The organism is Photobacterium aquimaris, assembly GCF_002954455.1.
Classification (GTDB): domain Bacteria; phylum Pseudomonadota; class Gammaproteobacteria; order Enterobacterales; family Vibrionaceae; genus Photobacterium; species Photobacterium aquimaris.
Map to the genome: position 1 here is coordinate 143788 of NZ_MSCC01000001.1, position 16806 is coordinate 160593.

At 42.7% G+C, this 16806-nt stretch carries 12 protein-coding genes; 3 read left to right on the top strand and 9 right to left on the bottom strand.

Annotated features, from left to right (window positions below):
- Positions 1–41 precede the first annotated feature (41 nt).
- Entirely contained in the window at positions 42–1127 is a 1086-nt protein-coding gene (locus BTN98_RS00575; RefSeq protein WP_060997607.1) for an AI-2E family transporter, read from the bottom strand.
- Between the two features lie 381 nt (positions 1128–1508).
- Positions 1509–2813 (bottom strand): glutamate-1-semialdehyde 2,1-aminomutase, encoded by a 1305-nt coding sequence (hemL, locus tag BTN98_RS00580; protein ID WP_060997608.1) that lies wholly within the window; start codon positions 2811–2813, stop codon positions 1509–1511.
- A gap of 346 nt (positions 2814–3159) precedes the next feature.
- Here hemL and clcA point away from each other — a divergent pair, with 346 nt between their 5' ends.
- Both clcA and erpA read left to right on the top strand, forming a co-directional pair.
- Positions 3160–4548, top strand: a complete 1389-nt coding sequence (clcA, locus tag BTN98_RS00585) for a H(+)/Cl(-) exchange transporter ClcA (protein WP_412779399.1) — start codon at positions 3160–3162, stop codon at positions 4546–4548.
- Positions 4549–4611: 63 nt separating this feature from the next.
- A complete protein-coding gene (erpA, locus tag BTN98_RS00590; RefSeq protein WP_060997610.1) occupies positions 4612–4953 on the top strand; it encodes an iron-sulfur cluster insertion protein ErpA in 342 nt (113 codons plus the stop codon).
- A gap of 73 nt (positions 4954–5026) precedes the next feature.
- Here the strand turns inward: erpA and BTN98_RS00595 are convergent, their stop codons facing one another.
- Positions 5027–6346, bottom strand: a complete 1320-nt coding sequence (locus BTN98_RS00595) for a peptidoglycan DD-metalloendopeptidase family protein (RefSeq protein ID WP_060997611.1) — start codon at positions 6344–6346, stop codon at positions 5027–5029.
- A 301-nt stretch (positions 6347–6647) separates the two neighbouring features.
- On the opposite strand from BTN98_RS00595, the gene BTN98_RS00600 reads away from it, so the two are divergent.
- Positions 6648–7268: a DedA family protein gene (locus tag BTN98_RS00600; protein ID WP_060997612.1), complete on the top strand. Its 621-nt coding sequence runs from the start codon at positions 6648–6650 to the stop codon at positions 7266–7268.
- Positions 7269–7360: 92 nt separating this feature from the next.
- Here BTN98_RS00600 and BTN98_RS00605 read toward each other — a convergent pair whose 3' ends face one another.
- The 6 genes from BTN98_RS00605 to gltB all read right to left on the bottom strand — a co-directional run bounded on the left by BTN98_RS00605 (position 7361) and on the right by gltB (position 16684).
- A complete protein-coding gene (locus BTN98_RS00605; protein WP_060997613.1) occupies positions 7361–7972 on the bottom strand; it encodes a TRIC cation channel family protein in 612 nt (203 codons plus the stop codon).
- Positions 7973–8097: 125 nt separating this feature from the next.
- Positions 8098–8934, bottom strand: coding sequence for a vitamin B12 ABC transporter substrate-binding protein BtuF (gene btuF, locus BTN98_RS00610; protein ID WP_328585768.1), 837 nt, complete (start codon positions 8932–8934; stop codon positions 8098–8100).
- Positions 8934–9896, bottom strand: coding sequence for a cobalamin biosynthesis family protein (locus BTN98_RS00615; protein WP_060997614.1), 963 nt, complete (start codon positions 9894–9896; stop codon positions 8934–8936). Before BTN98_RS00615 ends, btuF begins: the two co-directional genes overlap by 1 nt.
- 26 nt (positions 9897–9922) lie before the next feature.
- On the bottom strand, positions 9923–10621 hold the full coding sequence (gene mtnN / locus BTN98_RS00620; protein WP_060997701.1) for a 5'-methylthioadenosine/S-adenosylhomocysteine nucleosidase: 699 nt from the start codon (positions 10619–10621) through the stop codon (positions 9923–9925).
- 175 nt (positions 10622–10796) lie between these two features.
- Positions 10797–12206: an FAD-dependent oxidoreductase gene (locus BTN98_RS00625; protein ID WP_060997615.1), complete on the bottom strand. Its 1410-nt coding sequence runs from the start codon at positions 12204–12206 to the stop codon at positions 10797–10799.
- A gap of 14 nt (positions 12207–12220) precedes the next feature.
- Entirely contained in the window at positions 12221–16684 is a 4464-nt protein-coding gene (gene gltB, locus BTN98_RS00630) for a glutamate synthase large subunit (RefSeq protein WP_065190229.1), read from the bottom strand.
- Positions 16685–16806: the final 122 nt, after the last annotated feature.

Genomic DNA, 16806 nt, shown 5'->3' on the forward strand with positions numbered 1-16806 from the left:
TCGCTAATAATAACGGCATATTAGGCTGCGATTACTGAGGGTTAGTTATTATCTTGTTGTTCAAGGAAGGATTGGAATTCAACCTCATACATTTTAAATAAAACTAAAGTAACCCCAAAAATGATAGGGCCATAGATCATACCAATTAAGCCAAATAGTTGAATACCACCGATGATTGAAAAGAAGATCAACAGAGTGTTCATACTTGAACTGCCTTGCATCAGTAATGGGCGGACGATGTTATCGATAGAGCCGACAACAATCACCCCCCAACAAGCAAGGAACAGTGCCCATTGCCAATCACCAATTAGCAGTAAATACAGTGAGGCTGGTAGCCAAATTAAGGCGGTACCGACGACAGGAATTAATGAGGCAAAAGCCATCATTGAGCCCCAGAATAGACCTGGAAAACCACAGAGCCACATTGCAAATCCGCCAGCAACGCCTTGAGCGACGGCCGTTAAAAATGAACCAAGGACCGCTGACTTTGCGACTTGTTCTACTTCGTTCATTATTTCATCTTCTTGACTACGTGATAGTGGGATCACATGACGAATGGCCGAGATCATTTTATCGTTATCACGTAATAAGAAGAATAAGACAAATAGCATCATCATAAAATTAACTAGGATACTGGTTGCATCACCTAATATTTTAGCGCTGATATTGAATGCTTGAGAGCCTACTTGTGATGCTGTTGTTGCTATTTTTTGAATAATGACTTGTGGGTCAAAATCATGGAATGGTGAGTACTTATCAATAAATGCCAACGCCCTTTGAGCATCTGGATGGGCAAAGAGTGCTTTAGGACCGCCGCTGGTTAACCACTCATAACTTTCTTTAGATACCGTTGTACCTTGATGTACAATTGATGAAAACACCACTAAAAGAGGAATAACAATAATAACGGTCATAATCAGACATGACAGCATTGCAGCGGTATTTTCACGTGTTGGCATTTTAGCTAATAGTCGTTTATGCAATGGTGAAAATAACAGCGAAATGATAAATGCTAGTACAATCGGGCCAAGATAAGGTTCGATTAATTTATAACTGGCATAAGCTGCGACAATGAGTGCTGCAATCAGCATCCAGTGACGTGGTTCTACCTTAAAGGGTTTAGACACGGTATTTATCCTTTTAAAATCGACCGCTAACAGTCACTCTCACTTTGATTGATAAAGATTATCATTATAATCACCATAGTTGGTTTGATGATTATAGCCCTTATCGAGGAGATAACTTATGGGATGTTGTAATTGTGGTTGTGATGACAAAAAAAAACCTAAGCTGTCGTTAGTGCTAATTGTATTAGTACTGGTTGCTGGACTTGCGGTCTATTTTTGGCAGTAAACTTTCTCGATATAGAGTGCATTATTTATTGGTTCTATGATTAACCTAATAATAAATAGCTATCATAAAAAAGGCCACAATCAGTGACCTTTTTGCATCATAGCATTAATAAAATAATGTTTTTAACTACATTGTATTATTTATTCTAAATGGTGCTATTTCGCTTCAGCAGCAAGGGTTGCAAAGGCAAAATCAGCGGCTTCTAGAGTAGCGTTAATTTCTTTATCGTTATGTGCAAGTGAGGTAAAGCAAGCCTCATAAGCCGAAGGTGCAAGATAAACACCGTTATCTAACATTAAATTAAAGAAACGCTTGAAGCGCTCAACGTCACACTTGGTCACATCTTCATAGCAAGTCACACTATCTTGATCAATAAAGAAGAAGCCAAACATTGCGCCAACTTGGTTGACTGCTAATGGAATACCATGTTTTTCAGCTAATGCTTTAAAGCCATCAGCTAAACGCTTAGTGGTATTTGCGAGGCGTTTTTCATTACCGTCTTCAGTTAATACAGTTAAACAAGCATGTCCAGCTGCCATAGCGACAGGGTTACCTGATAGTGTACCTGCTTGATAAACCGGGCCTGTAGGCGCAACAAATTCCATTACATCACGACGACCACCAAAGGCACCAACAGGCATGCCACCACCAATAATTTTACCTAAGGTTGTGATGTCAGGTTTGATATTGTAATAACCTTGAGCGCCGCCTTGTGAAACACGGAAGCCTGTCATTACTTCATCTAGAATTAATAACGCACCAAATTCATCACAAATGTCACGTAAGCCTTCAAGGAAGCCCGGTACTGGTGGAATACAGTTCATGTTACCCGCAACTGGTTCAACGATAATACATGCGATTTGATCCGGTTGAGCCATGAATGCTTCGCGAACAGAATTCAAATCATTGTAGGTCGCAGTCAAAGTATGCTTGGCAAAATCAGCGGGAACACCTGGAGAGCTTGGCTGACCTAGTGTTAATGCACCAGAGCCCGCTTTTACTAATAGGCAATCAGCGTGGCCATGGTAACAACCTTCAAATTTAAGAATTTTGTCACGCCCAGTGAAACCACGTGCAAGACGAATAGCACTCATGGTTGCTTCAGTACCTGAGCTTACCATGCGTACCATTTCCATTGATGGTACTAGTGTTGATACTAATTCAGCCATGGTAATTTCCATCGCTGTTGGCGCACCAAAACTTAAACCTTGCTGGGCTGCGTCAATAACAGCATCACGAATAGCGGCATGATTATGTCCCAAAATCATTGGGCCCCATGAGCCGACGTAATCGATATAGGCATTGCCATCAGCATCAAAGATATAGGCACCATCGGCACGTTCAATAAATAATGGTGTATCACCAACGCCGGCAAAGGCACGAACGGGTGAATTGACACCACCTGGAATTTTTTGTTGTGCTTTAGCAAATAAATCAGCTGACTTGCTCGTTTTGCTCATATGACATCCTATAAAAAAGTAAGGCGTTGATCCAATCCACAGAATTCTCTGTCCTAATCAAGCATAGGCGAGAGAAGTGTGGGGAGTGAAATTGTCTTATTGTACCTAAAGTGACGCTGAAGAGAGAGTCATTTTACGGTTTAAAATGAAGCCGAATCTAAAGTGATATGATTACAATTTGCGGAACAAGTCACAGTTGCAAAGCTATTTTTCAACATTAGCAGTGTAAATCATAACCACATTGGATTAGGCTATAATACTCATCCATCCTTATCTTCTGCGCTGTAATGGCGTTATCTTTATATAATACGGCTCTCTAATGACTGAAAAATCGCGCGGTCTTCATATGCCTTTCCACCTTCAACCCAGTGGGTTAGTGAGGCGTTTTTTGACCCAAGATAAAACACCTGTTTCTGTTCTGTTTCTTTCTGCTCTCGTCGGTACTCTTGCCGGTTTGGTCGGTACGCTATTTGAAATTGGTGTGCGATGGGTTAGTGAGCAACGTACTGTTTGGCTACGAGATGAAATCACTAGCGTGCTGCCATTATGGTTAGCCGCCTTTCTTGTTAGTGGTATTTTAGCGTTTATTGGTTATTTTTTAGTGTGTCGCTTTGCCCCTGAGGCGGGGGGGTCTGGTATTCCTGAGATTGAAGGTGCGATGGATGAAATGCGCCCTGTTCGCTGGTGGCGGGTTATTCCGGTGAAATTCTTTGGTGGTTTAGGCGCGTTGGGCTCAGGCATGGTTTTAGGCCGTGAAGGTCCGACAGTACAGATGGGCGGTAATATTGGACGTATGATTTCCGATATTTTCCGTTTAAAAGATAAAGAAGGTCGCCATTCATTACTTGCGGCGGGTGCTGCTGGTGGTTTAGCTGCTGCATTTAATGCCCCTATGGCGGGTATTATGTTTGTTATCGAAGAGATGCGGCCGCAATTTCGTTACAGTTTAATTTCGGTTAAATGCGTCATGATTTCAGCAATGATGTCGACGATCGTATTTCGATTTATCTCGGGTCAAAGCGCGGTTATTACCATGCCGCAATATGATGCTCCGGCACTAACGTCGTTGTGGTTATTCTTGGTATTGGGATTACTATTTGGTGGTTTTGGGGTTGTTTTTAACCGTTTAATTATTTTCACCTTAGATTGGTTTGTTAACATTCACCATAATAATCGCACCCGTTATTTAATTACTGGTGGATTGTTGGGTGGCTGTTTTGGTCTATTATTACTTTATTTTCCAGAGCTGACTGGCGGTGGTGTATTTCTTATTCCACCTGCGACCAACGGTGATTACAGCTTAAATATGCTGTTGCTGTTGTTTTTTGCGCGGATTGTGACAACATTATTATGTTTTGGCTCGGGTGCTCCTGGTGGTATTTTTGCGCCAATGTTGGCATTAGGTACGCTATTTGGTACGTTTTTTGGCACCGTAGCACTTGAAATGTATCCTCATTTAGGGATTGCACCGGGCTTATTTGCTATTGCTGGTATGGGAGCATTATTTGCAGCTACCGTGCGTGCTCCTATTACTGGTATTTTATTAGTTATCGAGATGACCAATAACTACCACCTTATTTTGCCATTAGTAGTAACAACATTGGGTGCAACCATGATGGCTCAAATGCTTGGTGGTCAACCGATTTACTCGCAATTGCTTCACCGTACCATTAAAAAAGAAAAATTAGGCCACGATTCACCACATGATACGCCAGTTGAGACGGCTAATACTTGAACACAATAGTCAGGTATTAGATAATCAGCTTTAATTAATGGAAGTGTTTGAGAGGTTTTGTAAATGAGCGATGTTAATTTGCCGCTGACTTTTTCTGATGTGGCTGCGAATAAAGTAAAAACGCTTATCGCTGAAGAAGAGAACCCAGAATTAAAACTACGAGTATATATTACTGGTGGTGGTTGTAGTGGGTTTCAATATGGCTTTACCTTTGACGAGAAAGTCAATGACGGTGATATGACCATTGAAAATAGTGGTGTAACGTTAGTGGTTGATCCCATGAGTTTGCAGTATTTAATCGGCGGTGTTGTTGATTATACTGAAGGCTTAGAAGGCTCACGCTTCTTTGTTAATAACCCAAATGCAACAACAACTTGTGGTTGTGGAGCATCATTTAGCGTTTAACGCGATGATTTATCACTGCCATTAAAAAAGCCGTCAAATTGACGGCTTTTTTTGGTTGTCACATCAGGAAAAATTAGTGCTGAGGTAATAAAATCGCATTTTGAGCAAGCAAGGTACTGTAACTTGCTACTTGTCCAAGTTGTTGTTGCGCTTGGCGTTTAAATACTGTTTGCGCTGATCCTGATAACGAATGAGCTTGGGGTAAATTGACCGTGCGTGGGTTTTGATGTTTGCCATTAACTAAGAACTCATAATGTAAATGCGGACCCGTTACGCGGCCTGTACCACCGAGAGTACCGATGGTTTGTCCTTGCTTTACTCGTTGACCGTTTTTTACCATGCGTTTGGCCATATGAAGATATTTAGTTACATAGTTACTATTATGACGAATGAATACGTAGTTACCGTTAAATTTGTTATAACCCGACTGCATCACCACTCCATCACCTGCCGCCCAAATTGGGGTACCAACAGGAGCAACATAATCAGTACCACGGTGAGCTTTGACTTGTCTAGTCACTGGGTGCAGACGGCGCGGGTTAAAATTTGAACTCACATAGCGAAAGTTAATTGGTGATCGTAAAAATGCTTTACGCATCGCTTGGCCATCTTTGTCGTAATATTTGCCGTCTTGATGACGTATAGCTGTAAATGTTTGCCCCATATTAGTGAATGTCGCAGCCAGTATATGACCATGATCAATCGCTGCACCGTTGAGGTAATGTTGCTCAAACAGCACTTCAAATTTATCGCCAGCTCTAATATCAAGCGCAAAATCAATATCCCAGCCAAACAGTGCTGCTATTTCCATGATTTGATTAGCGGTTAAGCCTGCTTTATCGGCGGCATTCCAAAAACTAGAATCAATTGTTGCTTGAGCATAGTTGGTTTGGGTTTCGATCTGTTGCTTATCAATTGAGGCCGTAAAATCATTACCATCAGACGTGCGTTTTACCACTAAGGTTTCAATGTTGTTTAATGGTTGGTGTAATTCAATAAGCTTACCAGCATCATCAAAACCAAAATTGAGATTATCCCCTGGGCGTAACGAGGCTAGCTTTTTAGTATTATCACAGGTTGCAACAACTTGATGTAATAACACACTGTCTAAGCCGACATTATCAAATGCGACGGCTAAGCTTTCACCATTTTTGATAGTGTGAGTTTTCCATGCTAATGCTGAATAGGGTGCTGGCTTTGTTGCTACTGCTGCTATGGATGTTGAGGGTAAAACCAACGGATAATGTTGGCCTAATTGATATGTAGGCTCGATTGTTGTCGGTGGCTCTGCATAAATATCAGGTGCCATAATTAAGGCAATAATCGCACTAGCGATTACTCCGATCAGTGCTTTATTTATTCTTGGCATACGGGGTAAGGAGCTTCCATTCATAACAGTATTAAAAAAAAATAAATAATATTAAGTGTAACGGGTTTTAATATAAGCGGCTATTGAAGCCCAAAGATTCAAGATTGTTTTTTATAAATTTGTCGAAGCAAGCAAAAAAGCCATTTTTACAACAGAACTTATGTAATGTTATCGTCTTAAAATCACAATTCTTATCTACTGAGAGCCAGCTTTTTTTAATAAGTTCATTTTGGTAAGCTTAATTTTTATCTTTGATCGTTAGGGTCTCTGCTAAATTCAGTCTATCATCACAAATTAATGTTCATTTTTCTGACATAGACTGGCCATGGAATCGATTCAACATATTATTACTGAACTCACGCCATTGCTGCAGCAATATGGCTATTATATTTTAGCACTCGCAATTGCAGTTGAAGGCATGGGGATTCCCGCGCCAGGACAGTCATTATTAGTGGTTGCGAGCTTATTAGCAGCATCGGGTAAAATGTCATTACCAGCAGTGCTTATGGTCGGCTGGAGCGCAAGCTTTATTGGTAATAGCATTGGCTACTTTATTGGACGTCAATTTGGGCATGTGCTTACCCGTAAACAATGGATCAAACCTAAAACATTAACCAAGCTGCATGGCTTTATTGATCGTTATGGCATGTTAGGGTTGATCATTAGTCGTTTTGTTGAAGGGATTAAACAATTTATGTGTATTGGCTGTGGTATTGCCGCGATGCCAGCAAAATTGTTTTTTACTGGTAACTTTTTAGCGGTGACAGTATGGCTACTTGTTTTTGGTGTTGCTCCAGCTTATTTACGCGATGAAGTTGCGCCTATGCTAGCGTTTTACCATAAGTATCAGACGCAATGCTGGGTGGTGGTCGCGGTGATCGTTGTTGCAATTATATGGCTGGTTTACCGTCGTTTTCAGCGTAGTCGAGTGGTGATTGAAAAATAGCACTTGAATTGACTGTAATAAAAAACCGCCATGCTTGCACATGAAAGTGCTGCGATGGCGGTTTTTTATTATCAACTGGTTAGGCTATTGATTTAATTACGCAGTGCAAAAGTTGGTAGTGAAAGGTTCCAACGAATAGCGGCTAAACGAATCGATAAGGTGGTGATAATCCCCATAATGGCTGCCATTGAAGGTAATACACCGAGTGTTAAGCTTAGCGTATGGACAATACCACCAATAATACATGCTGTTGCATATACTTCGGTACGAAAGATCATCGGTACTTCGCGACCTAATACATCACGAATAACGCCGCCACCACAACCTGTAATCACGCCCATAATCACTGCGACTAATGGTGATGCACCATAACGTAATGATTTTTCGACCCCGATAGCAACGAACACGGCTAGTCCAATCGCATCAGCAACGGGCAGAAAATACCATGGCATTCGTCGTGGACGTTGAGTGGCAAGCATAGTGATAATACAGGTAATAAAAATCACCCATAAATAGTTAGTATCGTGAATCCAAAATACCGGTGTTGCCCCTAATGCCATATCTCGAATAGTACCACCACCAATGGCAGTCACACTTGCAAGTACGACGACGCCAAACGGATCCATACGTAACCGCCCAGCCATGAGCACACCCGATGCGGCAAAAATTGCGGTGCCAAACATATCGAGAAAATAAATGAGCATCTCTGTACCTACAAGAATAAATGAAGTTGAGTAAAGCGGCTGAGATTGTACGAATTAATTCGCAACGCACAACAGCAATTAAATGCTTTGTGAAGTTATTCACAGGGATTATAACAATAATGTGATTAGTGATCGTCTCGTACTTGATTGAGTAACGAGCAGACTTGTTTTATCGCCAGTAATGTTCGTGGTGTTGGTCGGCTTAACCAATTAGCGTTTAACTGATAAATATGATGTTGCTTAACTGCTGCTAATTGCTGTTGCCATGGTGCCCATAATTGCAGCGTCGTCTTTATTGGCTGTGGGCTAAATATTACTTGAGGTTGACCAACGATGACGTGTTCCTGATTAACCTGAGGGTAGGCGACACGACTATTAGTAAAAATGTTTTCTCCACCACAAAAATGAAATATTTGACTTGGCCAGCTACTATCGGCCACGGTCATTAAAGGTGTTGTACCTAATTGATAAAAATAACGCACTTTAGATTTATTGAGATTAGCGGTTTTTAGTTGCTGTAATTGTTGGTTAAATGCTGCCGCAGCTTGAAGTGCGACTTGTGGAGAATCTGCATATTGGCTTAATTGTTCTAATGTTTTAGGGATATCTGTCAATGTTTTTGGGTTTGAGTAAATGATCTTCATTCCCAATTGTTGTAAACGAGTAAGTTCACGACTGGAATTTCCACCTTGCCAAGCTAAAATCAAATCGGGTTTTAAGGTTAAGATCCGTTCCATCTTAAGGCCACGGTAATTGGCAACCCGTTCTAGTTCTTTTGCTGCTGGTGGGTAATCGCTATAGGCACTGGCCGCAATAAGTTTATTACCTAAACCTGCTGCATAAGCCATTTCGGTGGTATGGGGTGATAAACTGATAATACGTTGAGTTTGTTGCGCGAGAGTGGTGGCGGCACTTGAAAAACTGACACAGATCGCCAGCATTAATAAAACCAATAACCGCACTATAAAACTCCACAGAAAAAGTATAACAATAAGCTTTCAACGACAATCCATACATACAGGCGTTGCGTGATGAGATGTTGTATTTGCGCAATATGTAGCGCAGCAGGGGTGATACTTCCACCCAGACGTGGCCGTTGCATTTTTATATTGTTATAAATAGCAGGACCTCCCAGTGATAACGTCAGTTTGTGTCCTATGGCAACTAAAAGCCAACCAGGACCGGGTAAATGCCAATGTTCACCTTGCTGACGTAAGCCTTGTATTACAGCGCGGCTATTATGACCGACACTGATCAATAACGCCAATAGCCGTAATGGAACGATATCAATGATTGCTACAATGCGAATCGCAGGGTATCCAAACACGGCATATTGAGTTCGTGTTGGTGACCATGCGCGAGCAAGACTGATGGCTAATCGATATAAAATAGCCCCAATACCACCACCAATAGCATACCAAAATAACACCCCAACCACATGTCGACCGTAGCTTAAAATAATGGTTTCAGCGCCAGCTTTACCTAAACCAAGCAGTGAAAGTACAGCAGTATTACGATTAATATGGGGTGCGAGCAATTGGCGGCAGTGATCTTTATCGTGACGATTATAGGCATGATTAAATTGACGGCTAAGATCAGCGGTATGATGCCAATCAAGCGCAAGCCATAATAGTGTCAATTGAAAAAGGGTTGAATACCAAACTAATTGGTTGATGGCGACTAACAAGACTAAGGTAGTGACCCACATTAGTGCCCATGCTAAATAACCGGCTAAGAGTCGTTGTGAATAACGTTCATGAGGATGGTTGACGCGAGTGGCAATCAGTAATGCTAAGCGCTGCCAAATACGTAAAGGGTGGAGCTGGTGTGGAATCGGTAATAACCAATGTAATAATAATGCTCCCCACAAAGCTAGCAGGGAGCTATTGGTTGTCAATGAGGCGATAAATGCCGAAGTTGTCATCAGTAGTTATCATCTCATTGATATTATTAGTTTAACAATTCAACCATTTTAGCAACCATTACAGAAGAGCTTTGTGCTGCCAGTGGTAGGAACTCATCAAAGCTCATTGGTGATTCTTTATCGGCAACATCAGAAATTGCGCGCACAACCACAAATGGCACTTTAAATTGGTGACAAGCTTGAGCAATCGCCGCTGCTTCCATTTCAACTGCAACGACGGTTGGGAAATGAGTACGAATAAAGTTTTGTTTTTCTGCTGAACATACAAATGCATCGCCAGTACAAATTAAGCCACGTACCGCATGTGGTGGTTGCGGCAATGCCGCAAGTGCTTGCTCGGCAACAGACATTAATTTTTCATCAGAAAGGAATGCTGCTGGTTGCTGCGCCATTTGACCGATTTCGTAACCAAATGCCGTTACGTCAGCATCGTGGTAACGTACTTCGGTAGAAATAACCACATCACCAACATTTAAGCTTGATTCAAAACCGCCTGCAGAGCCGGTGTTAATCACTACATCTGGCTGAAAAGTTTCAAGTAAAACCGCAGTACCTACAGCTGCTGATACTTTACCAATACCTGATTGTAGTAAAGCAACGTCTGCGCCGTTTAGTTTACCTGTATAGATTGTACAACCTGCTTTGTTATGTGTTTCGCAGTCAGTCAGTTGATCTTTAAGGATGGCAACTTCTTGTTCCATCGCGCCAATAATGCCGATTTTCATGAATGGTATCTCTTGTTGATGAGGGCACGAATAGTGCTGATATGACCAAGATTGTAGCATGAGCGATAATCATTATTCCAAAACTCTCGTGTCAACGGCTTTAATCGTTGTAAATACACAGCAGATGCAAACTGCAACTGCTGTGTTGATTGTGATGGGTAATGACTAAAGTGTTTTATAGATCTAAATAATCAAGGATCCCATCAGCGGCTTTGCGGCCTTCATCAATGGCTGTAACGACGAGATCAGAGCCACGTACCGCGTCACCGCCAGCAAAGATTTTAGGGTTGGTGGTTTGAAACGCAAATTCAGTGTCTGTGGCTTTAATACGCCCCCATTGATCAAGTTCAACATCATAAGGTGCCAGCCAAGGCATTGCATGAGGCTGAAAACCAAACGCCATGATCACCGCATCTGCTGCGAGTCGATGTTCACTACCAGCAACAGGTTCTGGACGACGACGACCAGCAGCATCTGCAGCGCCTAATGCAGTCTTCACCACATCAACGCCAATCACATTACCGTTATCGTCAACGGCAATTGCTAATGGTTGTAGATTAAAAGCAAAGTTAACCCCTTCTTCACGGGCATTTTTTACTTCGCGTTTTGAACCCGGCATATTGGCTTCATCACGGCGGTAAGCACAAGTAACGGTTGTTGCCCCTTGACGAATTGAGGTACGGACACAGTCCATGGCGGTATCACCACCACCAAGCACAACCACATGCTTATTCTTCATATCGATAAACGGTTGTTGCTGCTCCAACTCCATCACTCGGTAAGTGTTAGAAATTAAAAATGGCAGTGCATCATACACACCTGTGGCATTTTCATTTTCCAGCCCTGCGCGCATGTTTTTGTAGGTACCGACCCCTAAGAAAACCGCATCATAATCAGCCAGTAGTGTTTCAATACTGATATCTTTACCTACTTCAGTATTGAGGTGGAATTCAACCCCCATTTCAGTAAAGACACGGCGGCGATTGACCATAATGTCTTTTTCTAATTTAAATGATGGAATACCAAATGTGAGTAGACCACCAATTTCAGGGTAGCGGTCAAACACCACCGGTTTTACGCCATTACGAACTAGAACATCAGCACAAGAAAGTCCAGCAGGGCCGGCGCCAATGATGGCGACTTTTTTATCCGTCAATTCGACATTGGACATGTCAGGCTTCCAGCCCATTTCAAATGCTTTATCAGTAATGTATTTTTCAACGTTACCAATAGTGACGGCACCAAAATCCTCATTAAGGGTACAAGCACCTTCACATAAACGATCTTGCGGACAGACACGACCACACACTTCTGGCAGGGTGTTGGTCTGGTGTGATAACTCGACCGCTTCAATAATACGACCTTCATTGGCAAGCTTTAGCCATTGTGGAATATAGTTATGTACTGGACATTTCCATTCACAATAAGGGTTACCACAATCGAGGCAACGATCAGCCTGTGCGCCTGCTTGTTGCTCGGTAAACGGCTCATAAATTTCGACAAACTCGATTTTACGAATTTGGATCGCTTTTTTAGGTGGGTCGATACGTTCGACATCAATAAATTGGTAAACATTCTGGCTCATTGGTTATCCCTTCCTTATTGTGCCTGAAGACGCAGTTCAGATTCTGAACGACTTTGATGACCTAGCAGAGTATTGATATCTGCTGATTTTGGTTTGGCAAGATAGAACTTTGGAATCCATTGTTCAAAGTGGGTCAGAATATCATTTGCATGTGCTGATGCTGTTTCTTGCCAGTGGCGGTCAATCAAACCACGTAAGTGTTCTTGGTGGATCTTTAATTTATCGAGAGAGATAGCTTCAATTAATTCTGGATTTACACGCCCAGCAAAATCACCATCTTCATCAAGAATATAAGCAAAACCACCCGTCATACCTGCACCGAAGTTAACCCCTGTTTTACCTAAAATAGCCACGATACCGCCAGTCATATACTCACAGGCGTTGTCGCCAGCACCTTCTACGACAGCAATTGTGCCTGAGTTACGTACTGCAAAACGCTCACCCGCTTTACCTGCAGCAAACAGTTTGCCGCCTGTCGCACCATACAAACAGGTGTTACCGATGATCGTTGCATCACTAGATTTAAATGCTGAACCTTGCGGTGGACGAATTGAAATAACACCGCCAGTCATGCCTTTACCGACATAGTCGTTAGCATCACCTGTGAGATTAAGGTTAAGTCCGCCAGCATTCCAAACCCCAAATGATTGTCCAGCAGTACCGATAAAGTGCAGCGTGATCGGTGCTGATGCCATGCCTTGGTTACCGTAACGGTTAGCTATTTCACCCGATAAACGGGCACCAATAGAACGGTCAGTATTGCAAATAGGGAAGTGATAATCACCACCACTGCGGTTTTCAATAGCACTTAACGTCTGCTCTAACAATTGTTGGCTTAATTGCGCGTCATCAAAGGGCGTGTTGGCTTCACTGCAATACAAGGTTTTACCTGCCAGCGGTGTTGGTGCCACCAGTAATGGGCTTAAATCTAACTTTGACTGTTTGGCGGTAAAGCCAGCAAGTTGTTGTAACAGATCTGTACGGCCAATTAAATCGGTTAACTGCTTAACCCCAAGTTGGGCTAATAATTGTCGTACTTCTTCACCGACACCAATAAAGTAGTTCATTACTTGTTCTGGTAATCCTTTAAAGAAATCACGACGCAGTTTTTCATCTTGAGTCGCAACACCAGTGGCACAGTTGTTGAGGTGACAAATACGCAGATACTTACACCCAAGGGCGACCATAGGTGCGGTACCAAAACCAAAGCTTTCGGCACCTAAAATGGTTGCCTTAACAACATCAAGTCCCGTTTTTAAGCCGCCATCAACTTGCAGACGGATCTTATGACGCAGACCATTGGTAACCAATGCTTGTTGAGTTTCGGCTAATCCTAGTTCCCACGGGCTACCTGCATATTTGACCGATGTCAGCGGGCTTGCACCAGTACCGCCGTCATAACCTGAAATGGTGATTAAATCGGCATAAGCTTTGGCAACACCGGTCGCGATAGTGCCGACCCCAGGTTCAGACACCAGTTTGACTGACACTAACGCTTTGGGATTGACTTGTTTGAGATCGAAGATCAGTTGCGCCAGATCTTCAATCGAATAAATATCGTGATGCGGTGGTGGTGAAATTAATGTCACCCCCGGTACTGCAAAGCGTAACTTGGCAATTTCAGTAGTGACTTTATGGCCTGGAAGCTGACCACCTTCACCGGGTTTTGCGCCTTGAGCGACTTTAATTTGGATTACATCGGCATTGACTAAGTAATGCGGCGTAACCCCAAAGCGGCCTGAAGCGACTTGCTTAATACGAGAATTACGCTCATTACCAAAACGGCGTGGATCTTCGCCACCTTCACCAGAGTTAGAGCAGCCGCCTAAACGGTTCATCGCAATCGCTAATGCTTCGTGGGCTTCTGGGCTAAGGGCACCAATTGACATTGCTGCTGAGTCAAAACGCTTATACAACTCAGTGGCCGCTTCAACTTTCTCAAGCGCAATGGGACTGTCGGTATGTGTTAAGGCTAATAAATCACGAATAGCCGCTACTGGGCGATGGTTCACTTGTTCTGCAAAGGCGAGATAATCTTGATAATCGCCAGATTTAACCGCTTTTTGTAACGTCGAAACTACATCGGGGTTATAAGCATGGAACTCACCGCCATGAACATATTTCAGTAAGCCACCGTGATCAATCGGTTTACGTTTTAGCCACGCCTTACGAGCCAGGTTATGTAAGTCTTGTTGAATGTCACTAAAGTCGGCGCCGGCAATGCGACTTGCGACACCTTTAAAGCACAATTCAATAATCTCATTACCCAAGCCAACCGCTTCAAATAACATTGAACAACGATAAGAAGAGATGGTTGAGATGCCCATTTTTGACATGATCTTAAATAGGCCTTTATCGATACCATTACGATAATTGGTCATTACGTCGCGGTATGACTTATCAATTACCTTAGTATCAATCATTTTTGCTAGTGATTCGTAAGCAAGGTAAGGGTAAACCGCGGTTGCACCAAAGCCAAATAACACTGCAAATTGATGTGGGTCGCGAGCTGTGGCTGTCTCTACCACAATATTGGTATCACAACGCAAATTGTTATCAACCAAGCGACGCTGTACTGCACCGACAGCCATTGCTGCTGGAATCGGTAACGTGTCTGGACGAATTGCGCGATCGGATAACACGATTAGTACCGCGCCTTGCTCAACTAGCTGTTGAGCTTTATCACACAGACTTACAATCGCTTGTTCAAGATCGGTATGTTGAGGATCAAAATTAATATCAAGCTGGTTGCTGGTGTAGTATTGCTGATCAAGATCGAGTAATTGTTTAAAGTCGGAATGGAGTAATACTGGCGACTTAAATGCCACTCTCTGAGCATGACTATCGGTTTCGCAGAACACATTAATTTCACGACCAATACAGCTGGCAAGTGACATTACATGCTTTTCACGTAAAGGATCGATAGGTGGATTGGTAACTTGCGCAAACATTTGTCGAAAGTAATCAGTGATTGGTCGCTGTTGTGATGACAATATTGCCATTGGCGCGTCATCACCCATAGAACCGGTAGCTTCTTGACCATTTTCACCCACCACTCGTAGCACTTGATCGAGCTCTTCGCGGCTGACGTTAAATTGTTTGTGATAGGTATTTAACTGATTATCATCCAAGCTACGTTGACCGATGTGGTCATCATCTAACTCTTCAAATGGGGTTAAGTGTTGAACATGGGTGTCCATCCATTGCTTATAGGGATGGCGGCTCATGAGCTCGTTATCGATATCTTGTGAGTGCCAGATTTTAGCAAATTTAGTATCAATAACTAACAGTTCACCAGGGCCAACCCGACCTTTTTCTGCTACTTCATCGGGAGTGTAATCCCAAATGCCGACTTCAGAGGCGATAGTGATCAGTTTATCTTTGGTGATCACATAACGTGCTGGGCGTAAGCCATTACGATCAAGGTTACATGCCGCATAGCGACCGTCTGACATCACAATGCCCGCCGGGCCATCCCAAGGCTCCATGTGCTTGGAGTTAAAATCATAGAAAGCCCGTAGTGCTGGATCCATATCGGGGTGATTTTGCCATGCAGGTGGCACTAACATGCGCATCGCGCGGAACAAATCCATGCCGCCAGCTAAAAATAGTTCCAGCATATTATCAAGGCTAGATGAATCAGAGCCAGTTTCATTAACAAATGGCGCGGCTGTTTTTAAATCTGGTAACAGTGGCGAGCTAAATTTATACGCTCGTGCTCGCGCCCATTGGCGGTTACCAGTAATAGTATTAATTTCACCATTGTGGGCTAAATAACGGAAAGGTTGTGCTAATGGCCACCGTGGCTGAGTGTTAGTTGAAAAACGTTGGTGAAATAAACAGATCGATGACTCTAAACGAATATCCCCTAAATCTTGATAAAATTTAGGCAGATCAGCGGGCATAAATAACCCTTTGTAGACCGTAACTTGAGTTGAAAGGCTACAAATATAGAAATCTTTATCAGCAGTAATACGTTTTTCAATGCGACGTCGAGCAATATAAAGTCGACGTTCAATATCACGTGGCTTCCAACCTGCGGGGGCATTAATAAATACTTGCTCAATGGTTGGCAGAGATTGTTGCGCGATAGGGCCAAGCACATTTGGATTAATTGGTACTTCACGCCAACCAGCAATCGACAAGGTTTCAGTGATTAACTCTTGATTGATAATTTCGCGAGCTTGTTGTGCGAGCACTGGATCTTGGCTCAGAAAGATCATGCCTACTGCAAATTCGCGTGATAAATTCCACTGTTTTTCTGCGGCGATAATACGATAAAAATTATCAGGTTTTTTGATTAATAAGCCACAACCATCGCCAGTTTTTCCATCGGCGGCGATACCTCCTCGGTGGGTCATGCGATCGAGGGCTGATATCGCGGTCCGAACAAGTTTATGGCTGGTTTCACCTTCAATGTGGGCGATAAGACCGAAACCACAGTTATCTTTTTCTAGTGATGGGTTATACAGTGACATTGCAATTCTCCGTTGCGCCTGCTTGTTACAAACAGTTTTACTGTAAAATGGTAATTAAGTGAGATCACACATTTTACTTCCTACGATATTTCAAACTAACGATAATTTACAAAAAGGTCAAA

Coding starts and splice junctions, on each gene's coding strand:
- BTN98_RS00625 (WP_060997615.1), bottom strand. CDS start 12,206: ATGAGCCAGAATGTTTACCAATTTATTGATGTCGAACGTATCGACCCA.
- BTN98_RS00600 (WP_060997612.1), top strand. CDS start 6,648: ATGGAATCGATTCAACATATTATTACTGAACTCACGCCATTGCTGCAG.
- erpA (WP_060997610.1), top strand. CDS start 4,612: ATGAGCGATGTTAATTTGCCGCTGACTTTTTCTGATGTGGCTGCGAAT.
- BTN98_RS00615 (WP_060997614.1), bottom strand. CDS start 9,896: ATGACAACTTCGGCATTTATCGCCTCATTGACAACCAATAGCTCCCTG.
- BTN98_RS00605 (WP_060997613.1), bottom strand. CDS start 7,972: ATGCTCATTTATTTTCTCGATATGTTTGGCACCGCAATTTTTGCCGCA.
- BTN98_RS00595 (WP_060997611.1), bottom strand. CDS start 6,346: ATGAATGGAAGCTCCTTACCCCGTATGCCAAGAATAAATAAAGCACTG.
- gltB (WP_065190229.1), bottom strand. CDS start 16,684: ATGTCACTGTATAACCCATCACTAGAAAAAGATAACTGTGGTTTCGGT.
- clcA (WP_412779399.1), top strand. CDS start 3,160: ATGCCTTTCCACCTTCAACCCAGTGGGTTAGTGAGGCGTTTTTTGACC.
- mtnN (WP_060997701.1), bottom strand. CDS start 10,621: ATGAAAATCGGCATTATTGGCGCGATGGAACAAGAAGTTGCCATCCTT.
- hemL (WP_060997608.1), bottom strand. CDS start 2,813: ATGAGCAAAACGAGCAAGTCAGCTGATTTATTTGCTAAAGCACAACAA.